Here is a 25,944-nt window from a genome sequence, read left to right as displayed (position 1 = left end):
GGTTGAAGAACGGGCCCGGGCACCCTCACCCCCACCCTCTCCCGAGGGGAGAGGGAGTATGGGTTTCCCGAGGAACGGCCGTCTCCCCTGGGGTGTCCAGCCCGGCATGACGAGACTGCTGTTGTTGCTGCTGGGGGTGCTGCTGGCGTGGCCGGCGGGGGCCACCGACAAGAAGGTGGAGGCGGTGCGCCGGGCGCGGGAGCACGAGGTGGCCAGGCTGTTCACGAAGGCGGGGGTCTCCTGGCCGCCGGAGGAGCTCTACGTCCGGGCCTTCAAGCAGGAGCGCGAGCTGGAGGTGTGGGCGGGGGCGAAGGGCGAGCGGCTGCGCAAGGTGAAGACGTTCCCCTTCTGCGCGGCCTCGGGGGACGTGGGGCCCAAGCGGCGCGAGGGCGATGAGCAGGTGCCCGAGGGCTTCTACACGCTGGACCAGTTCAACCCGCGCAGCCAGTTCCACCTGTCCATGCGGGTGAGCTACCCGAACGAGGCGGACCGGCGCCTGGGCCAGCGGCCGCTGGGGGGCGCCATCTACGTCCACGGCAACTGCATGAGCATCGGCTGCATCGCCATCCAGGACGGCCCCATCGAGGAGCTGTACCTGATGGTGTGGGCGGCGCGGGGGAAGATGAAGCGGGACGTGCCCATCCACATCTTCCCGCGCCAGATGGATGCCCGGGGCCTGGCCGCGCTGGAGAAGCACCCGAGGGCCACGCCGCACCTCCTCGCCTTCTGGCGGGGCCTGGAGCCGGGCTGGCGCCTCTTCGAGGAGACGCGGCGTCCACCTCGCGTGTCCGTGGACGCGAGGACGGGCGCCTACACCGTCAAGCCCGGGCGCTGACTGACGGAGGCAGCGCGCCCTCCGGTGCCGGTTCCGAGCAACTGGTCCAACTGTTGGACCAGTTGGTGACGCGCGCGTCCGGGGCGCGGAGGGGGGCCGTGCGAGGCGGGACGAGGGCGGAGGTGTCGGGCGTTGGCACTCGAGGGGGGCGAGTGTGGGGCAGGAGACGCCGGGAGGGGAGGCGGCATACCGGGAGCGGGGAGGAGTTGAGACCCTGGCCCCACGGGGGAGTCACATGGACAAGCGCGTCTTCGGGCCCACGGGAGTGGAAGTGCCGGTGCTGGGGCAGGGCACCTGGCAGATGGAGGACGACGACCGGCAGGAGGCCCTCCGGGCGCTCCAGGTGGGATTGGACCTGGGGATGACGCACGTGGACACGGCGGAGCTGTACGGCTACGGCGACGTGGAGTCGCTGGTGGGCGAGGCGCTGGCCGGGCGGCGTGACGAGGTGTTCCTCGTGTCCAAGGTGATGCCCAACAACGCCACCTACGCGGGGACGATTCAAGCCTGCGAGCGCAGCCTGAAGCGGCTGCGGACGGACTGGCTGGACTGCTACCTGCTGCACTGGCCGGGGCCGCACCCACTGGAGGAGACGCTGCGGGCCTTCGAGCGGCTGCGGACGGACGGGAAGATTCGCTCCTGGGGGGTGAGCAACTTCGACGTGGATGACCTGGAGGAGGTGCTGGCCCTCGCCGGACCGGGGCGGATGGCGTGCAACCAGGTGCTCTACCACCTGAGGGAGCGGCACATCGAGCACCGGGTGCTGCCGTGGTGTGAGCGGCACGGGGTGACGGTGGTGGGCTACAGCCCCTTCGGGAGCGGGGACTTCCCGGAGCCGGACAGCCCGGATGGGCGGGTGCTGGCGGAGGTGGCCCGGGCGCATGGGGCCACGCCCCGGCAGGTGGCGTTGGGATTCCTGATGAGGCGGCGCTCGCTCTTCTGCATCCCCAAGGCGAGCCACGAGGCGCACACCCGGGACAACGCGGCGGCCGGGCGGCTGCGGCTGACGGCGCACGACCTGGCCCGGCTGGAGGAGGCCTTCCCCCCGGGGCCGGTGCAGCGGGAATTGCCCGTGGTGTAGGGAGAGGTGACTGCCGGTCCAGGTGGAGCAACCGGGCGAGCGAATGCCCCCGCCGGGGTGCGGCCCTCGTCTGATAGCGTGCGCGGACGGTCCCGAGGCAGTTCCTCGGGGACGTGGCCGAGCACATGGATAACAACCCCCCATCTCCCGAGACCCAGGAGAGCTACCGTGAGTTCCTGCTGACGCGAGGGCCGTTGCGGCTCGGGAAGCTCACGCTCACGGCGCTGGTGGCCAGCCCGGTGCTGTTCGTGTTGGACGTGCTGTACGCGCGGTGGGCCCTGGGCTCGAGCCCGGACATGGGCTGGCTGGTGCTGGTGCGTCTGGGCTGGCTGCTGGTGCCGGCGCTGTTGCTGGCGATGCGCCGGGTATTGAGCCCGAGAGATCTGCCGGCGGCGATGTTCTGGACCACGCTGGTGTACGCGCTGGGCAACGACTGGGCCTTCTACCAGCTGGGCATGGAGGGCTCGGGCTACCACGTGGCCATGGTGTTCCTCAACCTGCTCACGGGCCCGTCCATGCTGCCGGTGGGCCGGTGGGCGCGCCTGTGCTTCTACGCGCTGCTGGGCGTGGCGCACGTGGGCTTCGACCTGGTGCTGTCGGCCGCGCCGCTGGCGGGCACGCTGGTGTTGGACCTCATCCTGCTGCTGTGCTCGCTGGCGGTGGCCATGCTGCTGGAGGCGCTGCACGCGGGGCACCGCAAGCAGTTCTACCTGCGGCGCAACATGCAGCGGGCGTTGCGGGAGCTGGAGACGTCGCGCGGCAAGGTGGTGGAGACGGGGCGGACGCTGGCGGGCTCGGCGCAGGTGCTCTCGACGACGATCTCCGAGATGTCGCAGCAGGCGGTGCACGTGCGCACGTCCGCGCTGCGGATCGCCACGGCGAGCGAGCAGATGGCGAGCGCGGCGGGCGCGCTGTTCCGTCACTCGAGGGCGAGCGCGACGCAGGCCGAGGAGGCGCAGCGCTACACGGGCGAGGTGGACTCGCTGGTGAGCGGCATGGAGACGAGCCTGACGGCGATTGCCCAGGCGGTGGGCCGCAGCGCGCTGAGCGTGCAGAAGCTGGAGGAGAGCTCCGAGCGCATCCACGGCTTCGTGGAGACCATCCAGGAGATGGCGGCGGCGACGAACATGCTGGCGCTGAACGCGGGGATTGAAGCGGCGCGGGCGGGCGAGCACGGGCGGGGCTTCGCGGTGGTGGCGAAGGAGGTGGGCAAGCTGGCCGAGGAGTCGGGGCGGAGCTCGGCGCGGATTGGCGAGGTGGTGGGCGGGGTGACGAAGCAGATGTCCGAGACGCTGATGGCGGTGGGGCACATCCGGGAGACGACGGAGCGCTTCACGCCGGTGCTGGAGTCGGCGCGGACGACGTTGCGCTCCATCCGCGAAATCGTGCTGCAGAACCAGAAGCTGATGGAGAAGAGCGCGGGCGAGGCGGAGCGTCAGGCGGAGCAGACGACGCACATCTCCCAGGGGTGCGCGACGCTGCTGGAGCTGGTGGACACGTACGCGCAGATGGGGACGGACGTGGCGGCCACGGCGCTCAAGCTGGGCACCATGGCGGACGAGCTGCGCAAGCTGCTGCCGGAGGAGGGGAAGTAGCCCTGGCTTGAGTCCTGGAAGGGCCTCACCCACCTCTTCCATGGCCGAGGTGGTCCCTCCCCTTCAGTGTAGAAGCGCCGAGGAAGCGAAAAGAGCCATCGAAGTCAGCGGGCACTGACCAGTCGAAGAGACATGGGTCGGTCTTGGGGAAGAACGGATTCAGCTCGAGCAGGCGGACGTTGAGGGGGCCGGATGTGTCCATTCCCTCGACGAAAACGTCGAACACCACGTTGTCGAGATGGGAAGCCTCCGCGAAGCGCTGGGAGAATTCGCGTATCGCGGTATGGAGGCTCTCCGCATTCCGCGTGATTTCAGGACGGATGCCAAGGGTCAGGCAATCGTACTGGGAGATGCCGACGAGCCTTCGCTCCTTCATGAAACAGCGGAACTCCGTCCAGCGGGGAATGTCCATCCACTTGCGGACGAAGATGTGCGGAGCGTAATGGACCTGGGCTGCCAGCCGGAGATCGAAGGCTGTTCGCTCGGAGCCCTCGGTGAGCATGCGTACCGCGGCTTCGCCTGTTCTGACGCGCAAGCCATGTTGGAGGGCATACGCGGAGTCCTTGCTGCTTCGAGAGCCGAGACGTACGAAGGCGCCCTCCGGAAATTGACGGAGGGCGACATTCAATCGCCACATCAATGAATCGATGGGAATGTGCTCGGACCTGTCTGTGCTCTTCTGGTGCCAAGTCCGGGCCTCGAGCGCCTGGGTTTCCAGCCGGGACAGGGGCACATCGGCCTGAGGGATGGACAGGTCGTGGAGCGCGGGCGCCCAGTTCTCGATGAAGGTGGGGGAGACCCTATCGAAATAGGCCTTGCTCATGTATCGAACAGGGAGTTCATGAATGAGTCGAAGTCGTCAGCCACCTCGTGGAGCAGCTCGGGCGGTGTGGGCGAGCCGTCCAGGGGCTCAAGCTTTTTGGTCCAGAAGAAGATCTTGCCTCGCAATGGGCCTCGGAGACCGAGCAGGATGAGATCTCCGCCTGGATCCCGGGCAATGGCAACCGTGTCCCCGGGAATCCGCCCCTGGAAGTCCTTGAAGTGCTCCAGGAAGTTCTCGTACGGCCCATCATGGATGGCGAGGAACCATGAAAGAATGGCTGGCCTGGGAGGCTTGTCCTTGCTGCGGAAGAGGAATTCACAAGGCGTTGGTGTCCCCCCGTTGTGTTTCAACAAGAATCGTTTGTAGGGCTCGGGCAGCTCACTTCCGATGAGTTTCTCGACTTCTTGAATGCGGGCCTTCGAAACTGGCGGCTCGGAGTCTTTGATGATAGGGCTCATGGCTCTGCTTGCTCCAAGGGCTTATCAGAACTGCGAGGGGCCATAGCGATTGCCGTCAACGATGGCTGCTCCTCCAGTATGCGGCACCTTGTTGTGGAGGTCTTGTGGGACGAGTTCCATGGTAACTCCGTCCTCTTTGTGGTGCCAGGTAAAGCCCTTGGGAGGGCTGCTCCCTTCAAGGCCTGCGGCCTTGTTCGCGTTTTTGAAGTCTTGCGAGTGGTCACCAATCATGTCGATTTCGACGCTCTTTTTGGCGTAGGGAGAGAAGTCTGGGTAGCCATCCTTGAAGGTGATGGGTTTCCCGCCTGTTACCTCCAGTATCTTCTTGCCATTTTCGGTGTTGGGGTCCGGGATCCAGTCAGAATTGCCAGGATTGTTAGGGTCAGACCAACGGCCGCCTGTCCTCGGCAGCCGCGTACCATAAGTAGGTGATATTTCTTCGTCGTCCGGACAGTCCTTGCATTTTTTCTTCTTGGCGGCCCGTTCGGCGGCTTCCTTCTTGATGCGGGCCCGCTCGGCAGCCGCGGCCAGGGTGCGGTTGTTCCGGCGCAGTTTGTTGATGGACGTGATCGTCACATCGATTCTGCGCTTGAGATCGACCATCCTCTGGGTGATGCGGGCTGCTTTCGCAGTTTTACCCAGCACGTCTCCGAGATAGGGGAACGCGGAGACCACTGACAGGCCTGCGTCCAAGAACTGTCCTCTGTACAAGCTGAGGCCGGCACTGGCGAGGTCTGAAATGGGCGTAGGATCAATCGTTCCAACCGCATCAAGGGCTGCCTGTGCCATCTCCAGGTCGAGGTTCTTGGTCAGCTTGTCCAACAGGCCCTCTGCCCTGCGAAGCTCCAAGGAGTTCGCATTGAGGGAATCCAGTTCCGCTCCCATATGGAGATGCTCCTCTTTTCATCAAGACAGGTGGATATCCCCTGTTTCGGAATACCAGGCTTCTGGGTCGTAACACCGCTCGGCCTGCTCCCAGGCGGAAGGGGGCAGCTTCGTGAACAGCGCATCCATGCGCTCGTCGATGGGGATGGACGAGTCCCTCAACACCTTGGCAATGGCCGGATGCTCATCGAAGTTGGGGGCTATTTCGAACATGATGGACACAAAGGCCGTCAGGTTCTCGGGGGTACGCAATCCATGGCCGCGGGCACGCTTGAGTCCGGCCACGACCATGTCGCGCAGTGAGTCGAACGGCAGCCCCAGCACCAGGTCCGGGCTCTCCTCTTGGATGTGCTTGGCGACAAAAGCAACGAAGCTGCTTTCGTCGTATAAAATCATACCGTCAATTTGAGCCTTCGTGAGGCGAAGCATGGGGGGCCATCCTTGCTTTCGAGGGCGTGGGTTCAGGCCGGTACCTGGACTGATGGTGTCGGGCCGGAGCCCTCAGGGCGCCGCGGGGCGGGGTGCCTTCCCGGGGACGTTGGGCGGCGGCCACTTCCCGGCTTCGCGGAGGGCGTGGCCCTCGTTGGCCGTGGGCGCCGGGTTGGGGAAGCCGATGGCGTGGAGCCGCTCCAGCAGCAGCAGCCGCTCCTGGTTCATCGGGCCGCGGTGGTCCCACGCGGGGACCTTTCCCGCTCTCTCCGCCGCGGAGCCCAGGGTGGACCCGAGCGAGTCCATCACCCAGGGCGAGGCGCCCCGGTCGAGGAACTCATTCACCAGGTCGAACCGTTTGGCCTGGGCCGTGGACAGCGCCACGGAGCCGCCGGCGTTCGTGCGCATGTTCAGGTCGGCGCCATGCTCCAGGTAGAAGTCCAGCGTCTCCCGGTTCCGGGTATCCACCGCCACCTCGAGCAGGAGATCCCCACCGCCGTAGTTGTTGAGGTCCGCGCCCGCGGCGTGGAGCCGCTTGAGCCAGTACAGGTCATCGAGCAGCGTGGCGGCGTAGAGGGCCTGGCCGGCGATCTTCCCCTTGGGGTCTCCCAGGGCGCCGTGCTCGAGCAGCGTGTCGAGCGAGCCCTTCTGCCGCGCGGCGACGGCGAGGGTCAGCCAGTTGGTGGCATCGCGGCCAACGGCCAGCGGATCCACCTCGCCACTCTCGAGCAGCCGGCGGACGGTGTCGACCTCTCCGTCGGCGACCGCCCGCGCCATCTGCTTGTCGGTGGGTTTCTCGAAATAGCTATCCGGCCCGGACACTGTGGCTCCTCCCTGTTTCGAACACCCGCCCCACAACGAGAGCATGGCGGCCCAAGCCAGCCACGGCCAACGGCGCATCATGGGTCACCCTATCGCTTTCCAAGCTGAGCCTCGCACCCGTTGGCGACGTACTGGTTCTTGAGGTTCTCCTGGTGTGTCTCCAGGCTGTTCTTCACCTGATCCATGCCATGCAGGTCCACCCGGTACAGCACCGGATCGTACCAGGCGTGCTTGAAGTCCTTGGGCTGCGGGAGGTTCACACGCCGGCCAGTGGCCTGGGGCAGGGTGCCGTTGACGAGCATCGCCGCCACCATTCCGCCCAGCGGGCCTCCCAGCTTCGTGCCCGCGATGACGGCTCCTCCCTGCACCACCGCCCGGTTGTCCTGGACCCAGTTGAGGACCTCGCCCTCCACGACGTAGGCGTTGATGTTGGCACTGGCGTTGGACATGTTCATGCCGCCCACCGTGTTGGGATGGACGCCCGCGGGGTTGAAGGTCGTCGTCTTGGCGCCGGTCATCAGGCCCGCCGCGGCCGCCATGCCTCCCCCCTTCGAGTGGCCGATGATCTCCATGTTGCCGTCCGTGGCCACATCCAGGAGCTCGGCCAGCTTCTTGGCCTTCTCGTAGTGCTGGCTCTCCATGCCGGCGCCCTGGAGGAGGTTCTCCTTCCAGTCCTTGAAGCCTTCCTTGTTCTCCGTGCCGCGGAACGCCAGGTACGCCTTGCCCTTGTCGTCCTGGTAGATGGCGGCGCGGTAGCTGGAGCCCTCGGGGGCGGTGAGGTTCTTGAGCTGCTCGTCGGAGAGGCGGCCATGGAAGATGGCCTTGAGCTGCTCATCGTTGGCCCGGGTGAAGCCCTCGGGGAGGGGGCCGGGGACGCCGCTCTGGTTGTACACGTCCGCCGCGAGCGCGGCGCGGAGCTTGGCGTGGTCCATCTCGTCAATCTGGTTGGCGAGCTGGACGCAGGTGACGGTGGGCGCGCGAGCCTGCAGCAGCGCCGACGCCAGCATGGTGGCCGCCAGGTTCATCGGCTTGACGGGCGCGAGCTCCGAGGCGCCCTGGGCCACCGCGAGTCCGCTCGGCGCCCGCACCTTTCCATCGTCCGCCAGGGCTGGCACGGTGGGTTTGGCCTCCACCGCGTCCTTGGGGGCGGTGGGCGCCACGCCACTGCCGGACAGGGCCGAGCCTCCGCTGTTGATGAGCACCTGCGCGCCCTTGATGGCGATGCCGCTCGCGTCGATGGTGATGAAGCCGCCCGGTGCCTGGATGGTGATGCCGCTCGCCGCCTCGACGACGATCTTGTTGGACTTGAGGTGGATCTCCTTGCCCGTCTCCACCGCGGTCAGCTGGCCCACCGAGGTGTGCAGGTCCTTGCCGACTTGCAGCGACTGGGTGCCATCCACCTTCTCGAGCAGCCACTGTTTGACATGCAGGTGGCTGTTCTTGTGCACCAACTCCATGCGGTTGGACTTGATGACGACGTCCACGTTCCCCGCGCCATCGATGCCGCCCACGTGGCGTTTCAGGTTCCCGCCCACGTGCTCCTGGCTGTGGCGGTGCACCGTGAGGCTCTTGTCCCGGAACACCAGCTCGTTCTGATCGCCGACCTTGCCGCCCTTCCCCTGGCCGCCGATCGTCTGGTGCCGGTCGTGCAGGATGTTCTCGAACGAGTCGTTCTTCACGTGCACGTCCATGTTGCGCTCGGCGTGCAGGAAGTACTGCTCCTTGCCCTTTTCGTCCTCGTAGCGCACCTCGTTGTAGCCCTCCCCGTTCAGCGACGAGTTGGACTTGATGGTGCTCTTCGTTTTCTCACCGGGCAGCTCGTAGGGGACCAGGTTGGCGCCGTTGTACACGCGGCCGGTGATGATGGGCCGGTCCGGGTCGCCCTCGATGAAGTCGACGATGACCTCCTGGCCGATGCGCGGGATGAACATCCGTCCCCACAGCTCGCCGCCCCAGGGTTGGCTCACGCGCACCCAGCAGGAGCTGTTCTCGTCCAGCTTGCCCTGCCGGTCCCAGTGGAACTGGACCTTCACGCGGCCCCACTCGTCCACGTGGATTTCCTCGCCCGAGGGCCCCACCACCACCGCCGTCTGTCCTCCCTGGACGTGCGGCCGGGGCGTCACCCGGGGCGGACGGTAGGGTGTCTTCTCCGGGATGCTGGTGAAGGTGTTGGTGTAGTGGAAGTCCGCCAGCGGGGCTTCCTCCTCCATCACCTGGGGCTGGCTGCCCGAGTGGCTCACGTGGGTGAGCAGGTAGCGGCCGTTGTAGTCCGCGCGCGTGTGCTCCTGCAGCGAGAAGAGCCGCCCCGGACACAGGCGCTCGCAATCACTCTCCCCCTGCGTCTGCACCCGCGAGGCCTGCCACGCCTCGAGCCGCAGCTTCGCCACCGTGGTGCCCTTGGCCGAGGAGCCGCGCCCGGGATCCTGGTACTCGCCCGGGTAGTCATACACCTCGAGGTCCGCATCCACCTCGGCCGTGTGCTCGGCGGACATGGGCAGTCCGGGCTTCTTGTAGTTGAAGTCGCGCAGGCTCGTCTTGCCCGGCCGCACCTCCTGCACGCGGCGGAAGCGCGCCACATGGTCCTCCTGCACCACACCGCCGGAAGCGCGCCGGAAGGGCAGCGTGTCCCCTCCGTCGATGGGCTTGAGGGCGGACTCCGTGTCCCCGAGCACGAGGATGTGTTTGTCCTCGTGGTGCTCGAAGAAATAGAAGATGCCGTCCTCTTCCATGAGGCGGCTGGCGAAGGCCCAGTCGGACTCGCGGTACTGCACGCAGTAGTCGCGCGGCTCGTAGGAGTTCACCAGCGAGAAGCGCACCCGGTCCGCGGGGATGCCCGCCGTCTCGAAGACCTTCTTGAGGATGGCGGGCGTGTCGAGCTTCTGGAAGATGCGGCAGTCGTGCCGGTGTTGGAGCCGCCACACCACGGGCACCACCGTGGCCCGGTAGATGGCGTAGCGCGGCAGCTCGTTCACCTGCTCGAAGCGGCTGATGATGCCGCTCAGGTGGCGGAAGCCCGAGTCCCCGCGGATGGCCAGCAGCGCCGTCTTGCCCACCACCTGCGCGGAGTCGACGTCCGGATTCTCGCAGGCCAGCTCCACCTGGAACTCGAACAGGCTCGACAGCCCCTCCGAGCCCGAGAAGTGGAGCACCCGCATCGGCTCGTCGTGGTCGCCGATGTCGAACAGGAAGACCGGAGCGCCTCCCACCTCGTGTACGTGTGCGCGAGCAACCATCGGTATCAGCCCCTTGTCCCGTTCCGGCCCGGCGGACGTTTGCCGTCCAGGGAAGGCAGCTCGACGGTGACCTCTCCATTCGAGCCGCTGAAGATGAAGCCCTCGATGTCCCCGAAGAACTCGTCCCGCGAGCCGGGCGGGCTCGAGGGGAGGAAGGCGCTCAGCACACGGGGATCGTAGTAGCGGAAGTAGAGCCTGCCCTCGACGCCCTCCGCCTCCACCATGAGGAACTTGCGGAAGTGCCGCCGCACCTGGAGCATGGGCGCGGCGCTGGTGAGGAAGATGCCCCAGTGGGCACCCCAGCCCTCCTGGACCAGCGCCTCCAGCAGCCACGAGTCCTTGCGGGGCAGGCTCACCAGGTAGGGAGCCACCTCCGCGAGTGCCGTGCCCTGGCGTCCCTCGTACAGCGAGAGGCAGACCTCCACCGACTCGTGCAGCAGCTCGAGGATGCGCGCGTCGCGTGCCGTGTCGACGATGGCGTACAGCGGGGCCTCCTGGGCGCGCAGCACCTCCAGGGCGCGGGCCTTGTGGGCCACCAGCACGGGAGGATCCGGCTGCTCGGGCTCGCGTGGTGGGGTGGTCTTCTCGAAGTACACCGAGAAGTCCGTCTGCCCCGCGCGCACCCAGGTGCCGTTGAAGATTTCTCCCTGCTCCACCGGCTCGCCGTCCAGCAGTGTCCCCGAGACGCCCGGCACCCCGTGCAGCCAGCCCCGCTTGCCGCTCCAGGACAGCTCGAACTGCTCCTCCGCCATGTCCTTGTCGTGCGGCACCGCCAACCCCGAGGAAGGAGCACGCCCCACCTTCAGCACCTGGCCGGGCTCGATGAGGGTCTTCTGATAGGCCAGCGGTCCCCAGCGCACCTGGAGGATGGCGTGGCGCATGGTTCCCGTGCTCATCGGTCCCTCAGCCCTCCTGCGCCTGGGCCTGCTCCTGCTTGCGCTTCTCGCACTCCTCGCAGAAGGGCACGCCGTCGCGCGCGGCGATGGTGATGGTCAGCCCCTGGGCGGACGAGCCGATGACCACCGTGGGGCAGCCGGCCACGATGACGCCTCCATGGGAAGTGGAGTCCCCCAGGCGGGCGGCGGGCTTGCCGCCGATGATGACGCTGGCCTCGCCCTGGGAGATGGAGTCCGACACGCCCGGGCCCGTGCACAGCAGGGAGTCTCCCACCCGCGCCGCCGGCTGATAGCCAATGAGGACGGTACCCTCTCCCGAGGTCGTGGGCCCACCCACGTGCGGTACGGGGCCCGGCTCCACCTTGGGGCACACATGCATGTCCGTGATTCGCGCTGCTGGAGGCATCGGGGTTCTCCTCTCAGGGACTGCGTCTCAGGGCGAGCTTCCGTCGTCCGCCGGGGTGGGCACGACGGGCACTGCCTCCACCGCGTCCGTGGGGGCAGTGGGCGCCACGCCGCTCCCGGACAGCGCTGTGCCGCCGGTGTTGATCTGCACCAGCGTGCCCTTGATGGCGATGCCGCTCGCGTCGATGGTGATGAAGCCGCCCGGCCCCTTGATGGTGATGCCGCTCGTCGCCTCGAGGACGATCTTGTCGGATTTGAGGTGCAGCTCCTTGCCCGCCTCCAGCGCGTGCAGCCCGCCCACCTTCATGTGCAGGTCACCGTCCACCTGCAGTGACTGGGAGCCGTCCACCTTCTCGTTCAGGTTCTCCTTGACGTGCAGGTGGCTGTTCTTGTGCACCAGCTCCATGCGGTTGGACTTGATGACGATGTCCACGTCTCCCGCGCCGTCGATTCCGCCCACCAGCAGCTTCAGGTCTCCGCCCACGTGCTCCTGGCTGTGGCGGTGCACGGTGAGGCTCTTGTCCCGGTACACCAGCTCGTTCTGGTCGCCGGCCTTCCCGTTCTTCCCCACGCTGCCAATCGTCTGGTGCCGGTCGTGCAGGATGTTCTCGAAGGAGTCGTTCTTCACGTGCACGTCCATGTTGCGCTCGGCGTGCATGAAGAACTGCTCCTTGCCCTTCTCGTCCTCGTAGCGCAGCTCGTTGTAGCCGTCGCCCCCGAGGGAGGAGTTGGACTTGATGGTGCTCTTGGTCTTGTGAGCGGGCAGCTCGTAGGGGACCAGGTTGGCGCCGTTGTAGACGCGGCCGATGACGAGCGGCCGGTCCGGGTCACCCTCGATGAAATCGACGATGACCTCCTGGCCGATGCGCGGGATGAACATGGCGCCCCAGCCCTCGCCGGCCCACAACTGGCTCACGCGCACCCAGCAGGAGCTGTTCTCGTCCTGCTTGCCCTCGCGGTCCCAGTGGAACTGGACCTTCACGCGGCCCCACTCGTCCACGTGGATTTCTTCCCCCGAGGGGCCCACCACCACCGCCGTCTGGACTCCCCGCACATGCGGCCGGGGCGTCGCGCGGGCGGGCCGGTAGGGCACCTTCTCCGGGATGCAGGTGAAATAGTTGGAGTAGCTGAACTCGCCCTGCTGCGACTCCTCCTCCATCACCTGGGGCTGGCTGCCCTCATGGCTCACGTGGGTGAGCAGGTAGCGGCCGTTGTAGTCCTCGCGCGTGTGCTCCTGGAGGGTGAAGAGCCGTCCGGGTGCCAGGCGCTCGCAATCACTCTCGCCCTGCGCCTGCAGCCGCGCCGCCTGCCACGCCTCCAGCTTCAGCCGGGCGATGGTGGTGCCCTTGGCCGAGGAGCCGCGGCCTGGATCCTGGTACTCGCCCGGGTAGTCGTACACCTCGAGGTCCGCGTCCACCTCGGCCTCGTGCTCGGCCTCCATGGGCAGCCCGGGCTTCTTGAAGTTGAAGTCGCGCAGGCTCGTCTTGCCCGGCCGCACCTCCTGCATGCGGCGGAAGCGCAGCACGTGGTCCTCCTGCACCACGCCGCCCGTGGCGCGCCGGAAGGGCAGCAGCTCCACCCCGACGATGGGCTTGAGGGCCGACTCCGTGTCCCCGAGCACGAGGATGTGTTTGTCCTCCTGGTGCTCGAAGAAATAGAAGATGCCGTCCTCCTCCATGAGGCGGCTGGCGAAGGCCCAGTCGGACTCGCGGTACTGCACGCAGTAGTCGCGCGGCTCGTAGGAGTTGACGAGCGAGAAGCGCACCGTGTCCGCGGGCACGCCGGCCGTCTCGAAGACCTTCTTGAGGATGGCGGGGGTGTCGAGCCTCTGGAAGATGCGGCAGTCATGCCGGTGGTGGAGCCGCCACACCTGCGGCACCACCGTGACGCGGTAGATGGCGTAGCGCGGCAGCTCGTTCACCTGCTCGAAGCGGCTGACGATGCCGTGCACGTACCGGGGGACCAGCTCGCCATTGAGCGACAGCACCCCCGGCTTGCCCACCACCTGCGAGAAGTCCAGGTCCTGGTTCTCGCACGCCACCTCCACCTGGAATTCGTAGAGGCTCGACATTCCCTCCGAGCCGGAGAAGCGCAGCACCTTGAGCTGCTCTCCCAATCCCGTCACTTCGAAGAGGAATAGCGGAGTCTCTCCCAACAGGTGCACGAGTGCCCGAGCGACCATGGTGCAACTCCAATCCGAATAGAGTGGACCGGCTCAACCCCACCCAAGCCGACGCCGAGGAAGCGCGACATCCTACAACGCCTCGGCCCACGAGACGGGAGCTTTTACTGGCCGACATCTCCGGGTCCACCCAGGAGGCGGCCGCTTCCAGCTTCCGAGAAACCGCTTGGGGCGGAACTGTCCACGTGGCTCGAATTTCCCGCGGTGGGCGCGTCCAGGCGGTGGGCTCACCGGGGAGGCGGGAGCCGCGCGGACGGGCCTTCACGGAGCCGCGGCCCTTCTCGGGGCCTCGGCCCGGACCGTGCGGGGGGGGGAGTGACGGCGGGGGGCACTCCACCGTCACGGCGCCGTGGGGCGCATGGGTGTGGCGCGCCGCGTGTGGCTAGAGGGCGTGCGTCTGGGCCCAGTAGGAGATGACGGCCTCGTCATCGACGATGCGGGAGTGGAAGTGGTCCCAGATGTCGGTGACGGCGACGGCGTGGCCCCGGGACAGCTTGGGGGTGAGGTAGAGGGCGTAGTACTGGGCGCCGCTGCCATCATCCACGGGGCCGAGCTTGTCGAGCGGGCGCTTCGTGACGGGGCAGAGCAGCTCGCAACGGGTGCCGGGGGGGATGTCGGTGAAGCCCGTCTTGCGCTTGTCGCCGTGGATGGGGGAGAGGTGCACGAGGCCCTCGCGCCCGTCCGGGGTGCGCAGCAGCAGGCTGACGGCGGGGTAGCCGTTGAACTTCACGTCCGAGTAGCCGACGAGGTTGTCACCGCCGGGGCCGAACGCCTGGGTGACCACGAGCGTCACGTTGTCGGAGATGGCCTGAAGGCTGTCGTGCTGCTGGGGGATGTCGTGGACCTGGAGGTTCCGGGTGTCGACGTGTTCCTTGGGCATGGTGTGGCCTCCTGGGGGGCGGAGCCGAAAAGCCGGGGGGAGATGCACCATAACGATGGAGGTTGCGCACGAACACCCCCCGCGGCGTGGCTTTTTCGGGGGCCTCGTCCCCCAAGCCACACTCGGAGCGAATCAGGGGAGTTCACGGAGAGCGGGGAGTCACCACACGCACCTGGTGCGCCAACTCCCCGGGTCGGGTCACCATACCTCCAAAGAGGGGGCCCATCGAGTCCACCCAACAAATGGGTAGTGGGCATTGACAGGACGTGGCGAGTCCGTAAGGTAGGGGCGTCTCCCATGGAGGACCCGTCGCATGCCCCGGCTCTCGGCTCGTATGGAACGTCCACTGGCGATGAACCTCGGTACCGTGGCCCATGCCGCGCGCCGGAGGGCCGGGCTCACCCAGGCGGAAGTGGCGCGCCGGGTGGGCGTGCAGCTCGAGGTGTATGGCCGCATCGAGCGCGGGGAGATGTTCCCCAGCGTCCCCACGCTGCGGCGCATCTGCGTGGCGTTGGAGATCGGCTCGGACGAGCTGCTGGGGCTGGAGCTCTCCCAGCCCTCGGGCCTGCGCCGGCTGGTGGACGCCGCGCGCGGCCTGCGCCAGCCCCAACTGCGGCTGCTGCACCGGCTGGCCCGCACGCTTCATGCCGAGCCCCGGGAGTGAAATTGAAATAGGGTCCGTGCGCGGACGGGCCGGCGTCCCTTCTTCACCTCCGAATCGAGAGACACGACATGCAGAAGCGCCAGTGGACCGTGGTCGCCGCCCTCGCCGTCATGGCGACGCAGACCGCCTGCTACAACACCCGCATCGTCACCCGCGCCCCGCCCGAGGGCCCGGCCTACACGGACCGGCAGTGGTTCACCCTCGGCGGGCTCGCCAACCTGTCGCGGCCGGCGGGACAGTCCTGCCAGAACGGTGTCTCCTGGGCGGAGAGCAAGCTGAGCGGCACCGACTGGCTCATCAACGTGGGACTGTCCGTGGCCGGTGGCATCGCCGGCACGCTGGCGTGCGCCAACACCGGGGACCCCTATGCGCAGATAGGCTGCGGCACGACGGGCGCCGCGCTGGTGCCCTTCCTGCTGTCCTCGCGGACGGTGGAGTTCACCTGCGCCGCGGCCCCCGTGTCCGACCGCCCGGCGTACCTGCCGCCCCCGTCGAACAACATGGCCCCGGCGCCCGCGCCGGTACAGTAGGCGGAGCGTGAGGCCCGGTGCCCGTGTCTCCCAGGGCACCGGGGCTCGAGTCCCCGGCGTTCCCGGCGCCCGCGCGCGGGTGGCCGCGAGGACGGGGTGGGGGTCCTCCGGGGAAGCAGGCGCCCAGGGCGCGCGGAACGGACACGGAGTCCGCTACTGTTCGCCGGGTGGTGCGTGGCCTGGAGTCCCTCTCTGGACTCCCTCTAAGGAGCGGTCCCCTTCATGGAGCAGTCGAGCGTTCGAGAGCTACAACCCATCATCGACGCGGTGCGGCTCGCCTGTGAGCTGTGCCGCCGGGTGCAGGCCGCCAAGGCGGGTGTCAGCCGCAAGAGCGACGCGAGCCCGGTGACGATCGCCGACTATGGGGCGCAGGCCCTGGTGTGCCGCGCGCTCGCCCACTCCTTCCCCGAGGAGGGCGTCATCGCCGAGGAGGGCGCGGAGGCGTTCCTCACCGTGCCTCCCGGAGAGCGCGAGCAGGCGGTGCGGCTGGTGGGGAAGCTGCTGGGCGAGCGGGTGACGGAGGAGACCTTCCTGCGCTGGCTCAACCACGGCCGGGGCGTGCGGAGCGACCGGGTGTGGGTCATCGACCCGGTGGATGGGACGGAGGGCTTCATCCACGGGCGGGGCTACGCGGTGTGCGTGGGGACGCTGGTGGAGGGCCAGCCGGTGGACGGCATCATCGGCGTGCCGGTGTCGCCGCTGGACGCGGGCGGAACGCTCTTCTTCACGGACGCGGGGCGGGCCTGGGCGGAGACGCTCGAGGGCGATGAGCCGCGCGCGTTGCACGTGTCGGATCGGGTGGATCCACCGAGCATCCGGGTGGTGGAGAGCTACGTGATGGGCCGGCGCTCGCGGGAGATGGCGGACCGGGTGTACGCGGCGGCGGACTTCGATGCGCGGCGGGCGAAGCGTTATGACGGGATGGTGAAGTACGCGCTGGTGGCGGCGGGGGCGGCGGACCTGTTCATCCGGGGGCCGCGGGACATCCGCAAGAATCCGCACAAGACGTGGGACCACGTGGCGGGCACGGCGCTGGTGCTCGCGGCGGGAGGCCAGGTGACGGGGCTGGATGGGCGAGGGGTGGACTTCTCGCAGGGCGCGGAGCTGCGCGGCACGTTGGGGCTCATCGCGAGCAACGGGCGCATCCACCCGCGCGTCGTCGAGGCGATGGCGCGGGCGGCCGGCGAGGAGTGGGGTTTCCTGCCTCAGCCGGAGTGAGGCGGGCGGTAGGCGGCGAAATACGAGATTTGAGTGCTCTGACGCCAGTAGATCTGCTTCGTACCAGTGGGGGCGAGTGAAGGTTGGAGGTTGAGCACGATGTGGCACGGAAACGTGTCAATCAGGTAGGTGCGAAGCCGAACCGTGTGGGTGGTTTGAGTCAACCTACGGCGCGGGCAGCATCGACTCCATTGATGGAGTCTGAGTATTTGGTTTTGGCAAAGGCATTTCCTCCCACGTTCTACCTTCAAGCATGCGTCCTGCCTTCTTCTTGTTTCGTCCGCCCCATTGTTTGAAGAAGAACGCCACACCGGCTTGATTGCACTGATTTCGGATATCTTTCACCCACGACTCTTCGATCTTTCGTGCCTTTGGTCCGGACTCTCCGCCGACTATTGCCCAGTCGATGCCCCGCAGGTCGAGCCCCTGAAGGGGTCCGAGGAGTGGCTCCAGGGACAAGAATTTTACCTGCGCGCGAGTTGTGCGAAGGTCATCGATACGGAAAGTATATTTTTCGTTCTCAACGCTTACGCCCATCCAGACGTTGGAGGGCCAGTCAAGGTGTTGATCGAACTCGACAAGTCGCTTAGAGCGCTTTGTGAGTATCTGAAAGCGATGCCAGTGGGCGCGCCTCATAACGTCGAAAACGCGCTGGACATATGAGAGTTGTACCTGCTCGTGGAACAGGTCGCTCATGGAGTTCACGAAGATGGTCTGTGGCTTCTTCCAGCGGAGCGGCAGCTCTAGCATGTGAGGCTGTAGCGTGAGCTCGAAGCCATTGCGGTAGTTCGGCTGTCGCATGGCATGCAGGCGCTCAGCCATCCGCTCCGCGTAACAATATTTGCACCCCGGGCTCACTTTGTTGCAACCGGTCACCGGGTTCCACGTAGCCTGAGTCCATTCAATGCCTGACCCAAGTGCCATCACTGCACCCCCTTGGTGAGCAAGTGATTCGCAATGCGGAGTGCAATTGGGGCGCCTTTTGGATTGCCAACCGCAAAGCACAGTAGATACAGCGGGCAGTTCGCTGAGTTGCGGAGTACTCGGGGGTCTGGTGCAACGTCTGCGAAGACTGACTTGAGTCTTTTGTTGAAGTATCGGCCGATGGTCTCCATGGAGGCCTTGATGACGCGTTCCTCTTCAGTTCCGAAGAGATCTGGCGTGGACTCTACTTTGTAGAATTCTTCGTACCAGTCCTTTGTGCCCAGCAAGAGATCGAGTCGCTTGCGCCACATAGGAGGAATTTCTCCCGAGCGGGTCAGGAGCCGGTTCACGCCAATACCAAGTGGAAAAAGTACCCAGAGATCGATCGCTCGTGTCTTTGCGATTGCTTCTATAGTGCTCCATTCAACCTGCATTCCATAAGGGTCGAGGAACAAGACAGCGCGACGGGAGCGCCAGTCTTTATTGCAGAGTGCCTGGATCTCCTCGTTCGCGTCACCCTGGTGGATGAGGATGTCGTTTGCGAGATCGGGGAACTCCTGCTTGAGCGCTTCCAGTTGGGCGCAGCGATCTGGGCTGCGCTCAATGAAGATGTATCGATCGAAGCGCGGTTGAGTCTTCAATGCGAGTCGAGCAGAGCCATCGAGAAGTTGTTGGGGCGCCGACGCTGCGAGATCGGGGAACAGCAGAGCTGATTGACCACCATCACTCTCTTCGTACTGGCGTGTGCGATAACCTGTCCCCGCGAAAGCATCAATGTACGCTTTCCTGAACGGACTCTCTTTTGAGGGCTTGTCCTTCAGAGCCGTCGTGTAACTCTGGAGATAGTTTGCAAGCACGTCGAGCTTCTCGGAGGTCCAATCCCCTCCGAAGCGGTGGGCTCTACCTTGAGAAGTCGTGCGCTTGCGAGTCGCCATAGCGCAATTATTCTGAACACAAGTTCAGACTATGTCTACGGTAGTCTTCACTAGAAGAGGGGCAGGTCCTCACGGTGTGTGTGGTGAGTGGCCTGGGTCTGGCTCTTTTGCTCGGCTGTAGTCCTCCCTGGGGGACGGCGCCCACCCCCTTGCCATACCGCCGGGTAACTTCAGGGCCACTGCCTGCCTTGGCTGTAGGCCTGTGCAGCCCTCTCGCCTCGTGTTGGCACTGTAGGCAATGCGTTTCCCATGCCGGCGAGGAGTGGGGTTTCCTGCCTCAGCCGGAGTGAGGCGGGCGGTACGCGGCGAGCACGTCCGTGTTGCCGCGCCACAGGCCGCGCGTCCACCCCAGCCACCACAGGCCATAGAGGATGGACGCGCCGGCGAGGGCCCAGGAGGCGGGCGCGAGCCCCACGAGCTCGGCGGCGCCACCGGCCACGAGTGAGGACACCCCGACGGCGAGCGTGGCGAGGCCGAAGTCGAGGGCGAGCACGCGTCCGCGGAGCCTGTCGGGGGTGGACACCTGGAGGCCGTAGGTGGAGAGGACCCACTGCGCGCCGCCGCCGAGGTGGGCCAGGAGCACGCACAGGGCGGCCAGGGGCAGCGAGGGGGCGAAGGGGAGCAGCACGTAGGCGAGCCCGTACGTCACCATGGAGCCGCCACACACGAGGAAGAGACGGCGGCCGTCGTCGCCGGCCCAGCGCTGGCCGAGGAAGGGTCCGAGGAGGGCGCCCAGGCCGCGTGCGGCGAGCAACATGCCCACGCCCGCGTCTCCGGAGGCGAAGCGGGCGGTGGCGAAGGCGGGCAGCAGGCCGACGATTCCATTGCCGAGCCCCACGCCCGCCTTGGTGGCGAGCAGCGAGAGGGTGATGCGGCTCTGACGGGCGAGCGTCCACACCTCGCCGAGCTGGGCGCGCACGCCATGGGCGGAGGGGGGCCCGTGGTGTTGGAGGGGGCGGCGGATGCCGGCGACGAAGAAGGCGGAGAGGAGGAAGGTGGCGGCGTTGAGGAGGAGACTGGCCTCGCGGCCGAAGGCGAGGGTGGCGAGGCCTCCGACGGCGGCGCCGATGAAGAGCATGGTGCCCCAGACGGCGCCGAGGGCGGCCTGGGCGATGGAGAGCTGCTCGGGGGGGACGACGTTGGGGACGGAGGCCTCGGCGACGGGGTCGAAGAAGGAGGAGAGGGCGGCGAGCAGGGCGACGCAGGTAATGGCGAGCGTGGGGGAGTGCAGGCGCAGGGAGGCGATCAGTCCGAGGGCGGGGAGGATGCGCAGCAGGTCCACGGAGACCATGAGGCGCTTGCGGTCGACACGGTCCGCGACGAGGCCGGCGAGGGGGGAGAGGAAGAAGACGGGGAGGACGCTGGCGGCGTGGATGATGGCGGCGGAGCCGGGGCGGCCGGTGGACTCGGTGACGAAGCCGCTGATGGCCACGAAGGCGAACCAGTCGCCGAGCAGGGAGACGACCGTGGCGAGGAAGAGGCGGCGGTAGTCCGGGTTGTGCCGCAGCAGGGGCAGCACACGGCTGACGGAGGCGGAGGCGGCCATGGGGGTGGGGGGAGCCTATCCGGAGCGGTGCTGGTACGCTGCGCGGCCAGAATGTCTTCTTCTCCCGTGAAGGTTCCTGTGACGGAGCGTGCGGCCGGGGTGCGCGCGCTGGTGACGCGGCTGGTCGACAACCTGGAGCGCGTCATCCGCGGCAAGCGCGAGTCGCTGGAGCTGGTGTTGTGCTCGGTGGCGGCCGGGGGCCATGTGTTGCTGGAGGACGTGCCGGGCACGGGGAAGACGACGCTGGCCAAGGCGCTGGCGTTGAGCATTGGCGGCACCTTCAAGCGGGTGCAGTTCACGCCGGACCTGCTGCCCACGGACATCGTCGGAGCGTCCATCTTCAACCCGCAGGAGGGGAGCTTCCGGTTCCGCGAGGGCCCGCTGTTCGCGAACGTGCTGATCGCGGATGAAATCAACCGGGCCTCGCCGCGGACCCAGTCGGCGCTGCTGGAGGCGTTGAGCGAGGGGCAGGTGACGGTGGACGGGCGGACACACGTGCTGGCGCCGCCGTTCCTGTGCATCGCGACGCAGAACCCGGTGGAGTTCCACGGGACGTACCCGTTGCCGGAGGCCTCGCTGGACCGGTTCGCGGTGCAGTTGTCGCTGGGGTACCTGCCGGAGGGGGAGGAGCGGACGCTGTTGATGACGCGCTCGGGGCCGCCGCCGCTGGAGGGGATGAAGGCGGTGTGCACGGTGGAGGAGGTGGTGGAGCTGCAGCAGCGGGTGCAGGAGGTGAGGCTGGAGGAGACGGTGGCGGACTACCTGCTGCGAATCGTGCAGGCGACGCGAGGCCACCCGAGCATCCGGCTGGGGGTGTCGACGCGAGGGGCGCTGCTGTACGGGAGGATGGCGAGGGCGAGGGCGTTGATGCAGGGGAGGGACTACGTGCTGCCGGAGGACCTGAAGGTGCTGGGGGTGCCGGTGCTGGCGCACAGACTGGTGCTGGACACGAGGGCGAGGTACGCGGGAGCGGACAAGCGAGCGCTCACGAAGGACCTGGTCGGCGCCGTGCCGGTGCCGCGCTGACGGCCACCAGGCCCACCCGCTTCAAGCCCCATCCAATCTCCCCTCTCCCCTCGGGAGAGGGACGGGGTGAGGGTGCCCGAATCCGTGTTCCATCCCCTGTGCCGGAGAGGAACTCTCGAGTCAGATACCGAGAGTCTCCTCGAGCATGGATGCGGACACGGTGAGCCCCTGGTCACGGAGTCTCTCCACGACCTCGGAGAGGGTTCGCGGCGGATTCTTCAATGCGGCTGCTTGAGCTCGAACAACCTGGGTCACCGTGGCCGCATCGAGGTCGATGAGATCGCGTACGAAATCATCCGGATGCTGCGCCTCCATTCCGTAGCGCGCGAGCACTGCGTTGGGGAAGTCCTTGAGGTTGAAGGTCACGATGACCTGGGCACCGCATCGGATGGCCGCGGCGACGACGTGGCGATCATCCGGGTCGGGTAGTCCGGTGAGGCCGTCGATGAGGCTTTCATGGCCTGAGACATGCACATCCAGGATGGCCTGCTCGAGCAACTCACGGCTACGCAGAAGCTTTTCGGGTGCCAGGTCAGGTCGCTGGGCGGCGATGTTCCGGAAGCATTCGTCCAGGATCTGCCGGGTCCACTTCACCTGGCAGAGGCCGGTGCGCCCCAGTCGGACGAGCAGGTCCCTGAGCGGTGCTGGATAGAGAACGCAGGCGTCGTAGACCACGACGAAGGGCATGCGGCATCACTATATGTCAGGTAGGGCGGCGGGGTCTACCGCTGAGGTTGTTCGCGGAGGGTCGGGGTGGACTTGCGTCCGTTTCGGATATTGCGAATATTGGTGGTGGGGAGTTGACTGTCCCTGGCTTGGAATCGGGCGAAGGAGTGAAGGCATGGCAACTACGCTGGACCTCGATGAGGTCGTGCCACCGAACGAGGCTGAGGCCCAGGCAGCCGCGCATGCGGCTCGCGCATTGGCCCGTTTTCTCAGGCCACCCAAGCGCCGGAGTCGCTACATCGCCCTTCGCCCGGAGGGAGGCTCCGCCGAGCAGGACTCCGTGTCCGTTCCGAGAGAGGCGTTCGAGTTGTTCGTGAAGATCCTGGAACAGATGGCCCAGGGCAACGCGGTGACCGTCGTTCCCATCCACGCGGAGCTGACGACCCAGGAGGCAGCCAATCTCCTGAACGTCTCACGTCCCTTCCTCGTGGGGCTGCTGGAGCAGGGGAGAATTCCGTTCCACAGGGTGGGCACCCACCGTCGCGTCCGTTTCGAGGATCTCCTCGCCTACAAGCGGCAGGAGGAGCAGCGTCAGGAGCAAGTGCTGGACGAACTGGCCGCTGAAGCACAGGAACTCGACCTGGGATACTGAGGCCTGGGGAGCGGTCGTGTGAGCCTGCTCGCCTGGTGGGCTCGGGGCCTGGAACGGCGCGTGACGGTCTGCTCCAATGCGAGCCGCTCTCCGTTCCGTTCCCTCCTCGCTCCCAAGGACACCCCCGCGCATGACCCGCCGTCGCCGCTGGTCCTTCCTGATGCCGCCCGAGGACCACGGATTCATCCGTTTCCTCCAGGACCGGTACTTCGGGCTGCTCACGCCGGTGGGGCGCGTGGTGATGTGGTCGGCGCTGGCGGCGGGCTTCCTCCTGCTGGGCGGCCTGGTGGCGCCGCTCATCCTCTTCTTCTCCTTCACCGTGTGCGCGCTGGCCGCCGCGGCCATGGTGGGCCTGCCCTTCCGTCCGCGCGTCTCGCTCACGCGCCTCTTCCCGCCCCCCGTGTCCGCTGGAGACACGCTCACCTACCGCGTGCGCGTGGAGAACACGGGCCGGCGCCCCGTGCGCCACCTGGTGGTGGAGGAGCGCCTGTTGCCTTCCGCGCTCCGTCGCGTGGGCGAGCCCCCCGTCATCGACTCCCTGGCGCCCGGCGAGCGCACCGAGGTGACGCTGCGCCTCAAGTGCACCACCCGCGGCGTCTACGAGCTGGGCGCGCTCCAGGCCGCGAGTCTCTTCCCCTCGGCGCTGGTGAAGTGGCCGAGGCGCTCGCCCGCGAAGGACCGGGTGCTGGTGTACCCGCGCTTCACCCCGCTCGAGTCGCTGGAGGTGCCGCACGGACGCAACTACCAGCCTGGAGGCATCTCGGTGGCCTCGCAGGTGGGCGAGTCCACGGAGTTCTTCGGCACGCGCGACTGGCATGACGGGGACCGGACGCGGGACATCCACTGGCCGTCCTTCGCGCGCACGGGCCGGCTGGTGGTGAAGGAGTTCCAGGAGGAATTCTTCGTCCGGCTGGCCATGGTGCTGGACGTGCAGTCGCGCTCGGTGAAGGAGGACGCGCTGCTGGAGAAGGCGCTGTCGCTGGCGGCGGGCATGGCGGACGTGCTGGCGCGGCAGGAGTACATCATCGACCTGTTCGCCGCGGGCCCCGAGGTGTTCCACTTCCAGGCGGGCAGGGCGCTGGCGCACTTCGACCACATCCTGGAAATCCTCGCGGCCATCGAGTCGGGCGAGCGGTTGGACCTGGAGGCGCTGGAGGCGGCGCTGCTGCCCGAGGCGAGCCACCTGTCCGCGGTCATCTTCGTGGTGATGGACTGGGAGCCGTCGAGGGCGGCGCTGGTGGAGAAGCTCAAGGCGCACGGGGTGGCGGTGCGGGTGCTCTCGGTGAGGCCGGACCGGGCGCCGGTGGGGCTGGCGCCGGAAGAGGTGGTGGCGCTGGCATGAGCGAGCCCTCGGACAACGACGTCTCCCGGTACGGCCGGCTCGTCGAGCTGCTGCCGGTGTTCGCGGCCCTGGTGGTGCACGCGGTGGCGCATGGGCGGTGGCTGCTGTGCGCGCCGGTGATGGTGGGGCTGCTGTGGGCGGGGCTCACGGGCGTGAGGGTGGACTACTCGCCGGTGCGGCTGCTGCTCGCGGGTGTGCTGGGGTTGGGGACGGGGGCGGCGATGCTCTGGGTGAGCGAGCCGCCGACGGCGCCTTTCCCGCCCAACATCTTCGGCCCGCTGTGCGGCGCGCTGGTGGGGCTGTCGGTGCTGTGCGGGCTGGGCCGCAACCGGTACTACGCGTGGACGTACGCGGGCCTGTTGGTGGCGCTCAGCCTGCGCGTGCGCGAGATGCGGGCGGTGGAGTGGGTGCTGGGCGGGTTGGTGCTGAGCGTGCTGCTGGTGGCCTTCCTGGAGGGAGGACTGAGGCGCTCGGGCTTCCGGGCGGCGGCGGGCTTTGGCGTCTTCACCGTGATGCTGCTGGGGATGACGCTGTGGCTGACGCGGACCATCTGGGCCAGCGAGGGCGTGCTGATGGACGCCGTGTACCGGATGACGAGCGGCTCCAATCCGGGCACCGCCGCGGAGTTCCAATCGGAGGTGGGCCTGCGCAGCCTGGAGCGCAAGGCCCGAGGCTCGGAGCGGCCGCTGCTGGTGCTCTCGGGGGCGGCGCCCGCGCGGCTGCGGACGCGGGTGTTCGACCGGTTCGACGGGCTGCGGTGGACGACGTCGAAGGAGTTGGAGGAGCTGCGGCTGTCACTGCCCCCGGGAGGCGCGGAGGCCGCGCGGACGCTGGCGCTGACGGTGCTGTCGCCGGTGGGGGCCTGGCTGCCGGCACCCGCGGGGACGCGAGCGGTGGAGGGCGTGCAACCGGAGGTGCGAGGGGGCTGGGTGTGGAAGGCGGAGGAGCTGGAGGGCTCCACGCTGGCGCTGCGCACGGCCGAGCTGGAGCACCTGCCGCCGGAGGAGGTTCCGGGGGACACGCTCACCGCGTTGCCGGAGGCGCTGAAGGCGGAGCTGCACCCGCTGGCGGAGGAGCTGACGCGCGAGGCGCGCACGCCGCGCGAGAAGGCGCGGAAGCTGGAGGCGTACTTCCACGACCACTTCGAGTACTCGCTGTACGTGGACTTGAGGGGCGAGGGGAGCCCACTGGCGGTGATGGTGAAGGAGAAGCGGCCGGCGTACTGCACGTACTTCGCGAGCGCGATGGCGGCGATGCTGAGGACGGTGGGGGTACCTGCGCGGGTGGTGGGAGGCTTCGCGCCGGAGGACAACAATCCGCTGACGGGGGCGACGCTGGTACGCGAGCGGGACGCTCACGCCTGGGTGGAGGTGTTCCTCGAGGACGAGGGGCGTTTCGTGGCGTTCGATCCGACGCCGTGGCGGAGCCGGGACGAGGCGCTGGGACTGACGCAGGAGGAGAAGGGCTTCTGGGGGAACGTGGTGGGGGCGGTGGGGACGTTCCTGCGGGAGGTGGGGGCGGGGCTGCGCTACCAGCCGTTGGCGCAGGTGAAGGCGCTGGTGGGCTCGCCGCTGTTCGGGGTGGTGGCGGCGGGGGTGCTGCTGTGGCGGCTGCGCAAGGGCAAGTGGGGCGAGCGGACGAAGACGCGGCGCGAGGTGATGGGGACGCGGGACGTGAGGCTCGCGGCGCTGTACACGCGCTACCTCAAGACGCTGAAGAAGCGGGCGGGCCTGGTGCCGGGGCCCGCGGAGACGGACGACGAGCTGTTGTCCCGTCTGCGCGAGGCACGAGGTGACGCGGTGGCCCGGGTGGCGGCGGAGTTCCTCGAGCACTACCGCGAGGCGCGCTACCGGGGAGTGCCCATGGGCCCGGAGGGAAACACACTGGTGGAGCATCTGGACGCGAAGCTGCGTGAAA

Annotated in this window: 24 protein-coding genes; 10 read left to right on the top strand and 14 right to left on the bottom strand. The window is 67.5% G+C overall.

Annotated elements, in window-relative coordinates; translation table 11 throughout:
• The first annotated feature begins 106 nt into the window (after positions 1-106).
• The 3 genes from Q664_RS25130 to Q664_RS25120 all read left to right on the top strand — a co-directional run bounded on the left by Q664_RS25130 (position 107) and on the right by Q664_RS25120 (position 3,511).
• On the top strand, positions 107-835 hold the full coding sequence (locus Q664_RS25130) for a L,D-transpeptidase family protein (protein WP_043400787.1): 729 nt from the start codon (positions 107-109) through the stop codon (positions 833-835).
• Between the two features lie 235 nt (positions 836-1,070).
• Entirely contained in the window at positions 1,071-1,916 is an 846-nt protein-coding gene (locus Q664_RS25125) for an aldo/keto reductase (protein ID WP_043400784.1), read from the top strand.
• Positions 1,917-2,041: 125 nt separating this feature from the next.
• Positions 2,042-3,511 carry a methyl-accepting chemotaxis protein gene (locus Q664_RS25120; protein WP_152622328.1) on the top strand — a complete coding sequence of 490 codons (1,470 nt, stop codon included), beginning with the start codon at positions 2,042-2,044 and terminating at the stop codon, positions 3,509-3,511.
• 25 nt (positions 3,512-3,536) lie between these two features.
• Here Q664_RS25120 and Q664_RS25115 read toward each other — a convergent pair whose 3' ends face one another.
• From Q664_RS25115 to Q664_RS25070, 10 genes are all read right to left on the bottom strand, one after another.
• Positions 3,537-4,334, bottom strand: a complete 798-nt coding sequence (locus tag Q664_RS25115; RefSeq protein ID WP_043400778.1) for a cell division cycle protein 123 family protein — start codon at positions 4,332-4,334, stop codon at positions 3,537-3,539.
• On the bottom strand, positions 4,331-4,792 hold the full coding sequence (locus tag Q664_RS25110; protein WP_043400775.1) for an SMI1/KNR4 family protein: 462 nt from the start codon (positions 4,790-4,792) through the stop codon (positions 4,331-4,333). The genes Q664_RS25115 and Q664_RS25110 overlap by 4 nt, the downstream gene beginning before the upstream one ends.
• 24 nt (positions 4,793-4,816) lie before the next feature.
• Positions 4,817-5,677, bottom strand: a complete 861-nt coding sequence (locus Q664_RS52625) for an HNH endonuclease (protein ID WP_052518638.1) — start codon at positions 5,675-5,677, stop codon at positions 4,817-4,819.
• Positions 5,678-5,698: 21 nt separating this feature from the next.
• Complete coding sequence (locus Q664_RS25100) at positions 5,699-6,106, bottom strand: hypothetical protein (protein WP_043400770.1); 408 nt, start codon at positions 6,104-6,106, stop codon at positions 5,699-5,701.
• A gap of 72 nt (positions 6,107-6,178) precedes the next feature.
• Positions 6,179-6,928 carry an ankyrin repeat domain-containing protein gene (locus tag Q664_RS25095; RefSeq protein ID WP_043400766.1) on the bottom strand — a complete coding sequence of 250 codons (750 nt, stop codon included), beginning with the start codon at positions 6,926-6,928 and terminating at the stop codon, positions 6,179-6,181.
• An 89-nt stretch (positions 6,929-7,017) separates the two neighbouring features.
• Positions 7,018-10,161 carry a type VI secretion system Vgr family protein gene (locus Q664_RS25090; protein ID WP_084610353.1) on the bottom strand — a complete coding sequence of 1,048 codons (3,144 nt, stop codon included), beginning with the start codon at positions 10,159-10,161 and terminating at the stop codon, positions 7,018-7,020.
• A 5-nt stretch (positions 10,162-10,166) separates the two neighbouring features.
• A complete protein-coding gene (locus tag Q664_RS52620) occupies positions 10,167-11,057 on the bottom strand; it encodes a DUF4123 domain-containing protein (protein WP_052518636.1) in 891 nt (296 codons plus the stop codon).
• Between the two features lie 7 nt (positions 11,058-11,064).
• Positions 11,065-11,463, bottom strand: a complete 399-nt coding sequence (locus tag Q664_RS25080) for a PAAR domain-containing protein (RefSeq protein ID WP_043400763.1) — start codon at positions 11,461-11,463, stop codon at positions 11,065-11,067.
• A 27-nt stretch (positions 11,464-11,490) separates the two neighbouring features.
• Positions 11,491-13,644 (bottom strand): type VI secretion system Vgr family protein, encoded by a 2,154-nt coding sequence (locus Q664_RS25075; RefSeq protein WP_052518635.1) that lies wholly within the window; start codon positions 13,642-13,644, stop codon positions 11,491-11,493.
• A gap of 382 nt (positions 13,645-14,026) precedes the next feature.
• Complete coding sequence (locus Q664_RS25070) at positions 14,027-14,524, bottom strand: hypothetical protein (protein WP_043400760.1); 498 nt, start codon at positions 14,522-14,524, stop codon at positions 14,027-14,029.
• Between the two features lie 334 nt (positions 14,525-14,858).
• Here Q664_RS25070 and Q664_RS25065 point away from each other — a divergent pair, with 334 nt between their 5' ends.
• From Q664_RS25065 to Q664_RS25055, 3 genes are all read left to right on the top strand, one after another.
• Positions 14,859-15,188 carry a helix-turn-helix transcriptional regulator gene (locus Q664_RS25065; RefSeq protein WP_043400757.1) on the top strand — a complete coding sequence of 110 codons (330 nt, stop codon included), beginning with the start codon at positions 14,859-14,861 and terminating at the stop codon, positions 15,186-15,188.
• A 68-nt stretch (positions 15,189-15,256) separates the two neighbouring features.
• Entirely contained in the window at positions 15,257-15,718 is a 462-nt protein-coding gene (locus tag Q664_RS25060) for a hypothetical protein (RefSeq protein WP_043400754.1), read from the top strand.
• A gap of 222 nt (positions 15,719-15,940) precedes the next feature.
• On the top strand, positions 15,941-16,936 hold the full coding sequence (locus Q664_RS25055; RefSeq protein ID WP_043400752.1) for an inositol monophosphatase family protein: 996 nt from the start codon (positions 15,941-15,943) through the stop codon (positions 16,934-16,936).
• Between the two features lie 165 nt (positions 16,937-17,101).
• On the opposite strand, the gene Q664_RS55105 is transcribed toward Q664_RS25055, so the two are convergent.
• The 3 genes from Q664_RS55105 to Q664_RS25040 all read right to left on the bottom strand — a co-directional run bounded on the left by Q664_RS55105 (position 17,102) and on the right by Q664_RS25040 (position 20,341).
• Positions 17,102-17,860, bottom strand: a complete 759-nt coding sequence (locus tag Q664_RS55105) for a DUF5131 family protein (RefSeq protein WP_043400750.1) — start codon at positions 17,858-17,860, stop codon at positions 17,102-17,104.
• Positions 17,860-18,795, bottom strand: a complete 936-nt coding sequence (locus Q664_RS55100) for a three-Cys-motif partner protein TcmP (RefSeq protein ID WP_075207506.1) — start codon at positions 18,793-18,795, stop codon at positions 17,860-17,862. The genes Q664_RS55105 and Q664_RS55100 overlap by 1 nt, the downstream gene beginning before the upstream one ends.
• Before the next feature lie 277 nt (positions 18,796-19,072).
• Complete coding sequence (locus Q664_RS25040) at positions 19,073-20,341, bottom strand: MFS transporter (RefSeq protein WP_043400744.1); 1,269 nt, start codon at positions 20,339-20,341, stop codon at positions 19,073-19,075.
• Positions 20,342-20,419: 78 nt separating this feature from the next.
• On the opposite strand from Q664_RS25040, the gene Q664_RS62245 reads away from it, so the two are divergent.
• Positions 20,420-21,367 carry an AAA family ATPase gene (locus Q664_RS62245; RefSeq protein ID WP_200883766.1) on the top strand — a complete coding sequence of 316 codons (948 nt, stop codon included), beginning with the start codon at positions 20,420-20,422 and terminating at the stop codon, positions 21,365-21,367.
• A 120-nt stretch (positions 21,368-21,487) separates the two neighbouring features.
• Here the strand turns inward: Q664_RS62245 and Q664_RS25030 are convergent, their stop codons facing one another.
• The gene (locus Q664_RS25030; RefSeq protein ID WP_043400741.1) at positions 21,488-22,054 is read right to left on the bottom strand and encodes a PIN domain-containing protein; all 567 of its coding nucleotides are present in this window, start codon (positions 22,052-22,054) and stop codon (positions 21,488-21,490) included.
• 154 nt (positions 22,055-22,208) lie between these two features.
• Between Q664_RS25030 and Q664_RS25025 the strand changes: the two genes are divergently transcribed.
• The 3 genes from Q664_RS25025 to Q664_RS62240 form a co-directional block, all read left to right on the top strand.
• Positions 22,209-22,685 (top strand): helix-turn-helix domain-containing protein, encoded by a 477-nt coding sequence (locus Q664_RS25025; protein WP_043400738.1) that lies wholly within the window; start codon positions 22,209-22,211, stop codon positions 22,683-22,685.
• 130 nt (positions 22,686-22,815) lie between these two features.
• On the top strand, positions 22,816-24,027 hold the full coding sequence (locus Q664_RS25020) for a DUF58 domain-containing protein (RefSeq protein ID WP_043400734.1): 1,212 nt from the start codon (positions 22,816-22,818) through the stop codon (positions 24,025-24,027).
• Positions 24,024-25,944, top strand: a 1,921-nt coding sequence (locus Q664_RS62240) for a transglutaminase domain-containing protein (RefSeq protein ID WP_043400731.1), incomplete at its 3' end; no start/stop codon positions are given. The genes Q664_RS25020 and Q664_RS62240, both read left to right, overlap by 4 nt.

The organism is Archangium violaceum Cb vi76 (assembly GCF_000733295.1).
Lineage (GTDB): Bacteria > Myxococcota > Myxococcia > Myxococcales > Myxococcaceae > Archangium > Archangium violaceum.
This window is presented reverse-complemented; position numbering and strand designations above follow the sequence as displayed.

Excerpts from the sequence above, each read along its gene's own strand:
- Q664_RS25060 (WP_043400754.1), top strand. The coding sequence starts at position 15,257 with ATGCAGAAGCGCCAGTGGACCGTGGTCGCCGCCCTCGCCGTCATGGCG.
- Q664_RS55100 (WP_075207506.1), bottom strand. The coding sequence starts at position 18,795 with ATGGCGACTCGCAAGCGCACGACTTCTCAAGGTAGAGCCCACCGCTTC.
- Q664_RS52625 (WP_052518638.1), bottom strand. The coding sequence starts at position 5,677 with ATGGGAGCGGAACTGGATTCCCTCAATGCGAACTCCTTGGAGCTTCGC.
- Q664_RS25120 (WP_152622328.1), top strand. The coding sequence starts at position 2,042 with ATGGATAACAACCCCCCATCTCCCGAGACCCAGGAGAGCTACCGTGAG.
- Q664_RS25100 (WP_043400770.1), bottom strand. The coding sequence starts at position 6,106 with ATGCTTCGCCTCACGAAGGCTCAAATTGACGGTATGATTTTATACGAC.
- Q664_RS25055 (WP_043400752.1), top strand. The coding sequence starts at position 15,941 with ATGGAGCAGTCGAGCGTTCGAGAGCTACAACCCATCATCGACGCGGTG.
- Q664_RS25125 (WP_043400784.1), top strand. The coding sequence starts at position 1,071 with ATGGACAAGCGCGTCTTCGGGCCCACGGGAGTGGAAGTGCCGGTGCTG.
- Q664_RS25065 (WP_043400757.1), top strand. The coding sequence starts at position 14,859 with ATGGAACGTCCACTGGCGATGAACCTCGGTACCGTGGCCCATGCCGCG.
- Q664_RS55105 (WP_043400750.1), bottom strand. The coding sequence starts at position 17,860 with ATGGCACTTGGGTCAGGCATTGAATGGACTCAGGCTACGTGGAACCCG.
- Q664_RS25090 (WP_084610353.1), bottom strand. The coding sequence starts at position 10,161 with ATGGTTGCTCGCGCACACGTACACGAGGTGGGAGGCGCTCCGGTCTTC.
- Q664_RS25030 (WP_043400741.1), bottom strand. The coding sequence starts at position 22,054 with ATGCCCTTCGTCGTGGTCTACGACGCCTGCGTTCTCTATCCAGCACCG.
- Q664_RS25040 (WP_043400744.1), bottom strand. The coding sequence starts at position 20,341 with ATGGCCGCCTCCGCCTCCGTCAGCCGTGTGCTGCCCCTGCTGCGGCAC.
- Q664_RS25080 (WP_043400763.1), bottom strand. The coding sequence starts at position 11,463 with ATGCCTCCAGCAGCGCGAATCACGGACATGCATGTGTGCCCCAAGGTG.
- Q664_RS25110 (WP_043400775.1), bottom strand. The coding sequence starts at position 4,792 with ATGAGCCCTATCATCAAAGACTCCGAGCCGCCAGTTTCGAAGGCCCGC.
- Q664_RS25025 (WP_043400738.1), top strand. The coding sequence starts at position 22,209 with ATGGCAACTACGCTGGACCTCGATGAGGTCGTGCCACCGAACGAGGCT.
- Q664_RS25070 (WP_043400760.1), bottom strand. The coding sequence starts at position 14,524 with ATGCCCAAGGAACACGTCGACACCCGGAACCTCCAGGTCCACGACATC.
- Q664_RS25075 (WP_052518635.1), bottom strand. The coding sequence starts at position 13,644 with ATGGTCGCTCGGGCACTCGTGCACCTGTTGGGAGAGACTCCGCTATTC.
- Q664_RS25115 (WP_043400778.1), bottom strand. The coding sequence starts at position 4,334 with ATGAGCAAGGCCTATTTCGATAGGGTCTCCCCCACCTTCATCGAGAAC.
- Q664_RS25020 (WP_043400734.1), top strand. The coding sequence starts at position 22,816 with ATGACCCGCCGTCGCCGCTGGTCCTTCCTGATGCCGCCCGAGGACCAC.
- Q664_RS52620 (WP_052518636.1), bottom strand. The coding sequence starts at position 11,057 with ATGAGCACGGGAACCATGCGCCACGCCATCCTCCAGGTGCGCTGGGGA.
- Q664_RS25130 (WP_043400787.1), top strand. The coding sequence starts at position 107 with ATGACGAGACTGCTGTTGTTGCTGCTGGGGGTGCTGCTGGCGTGGCCG.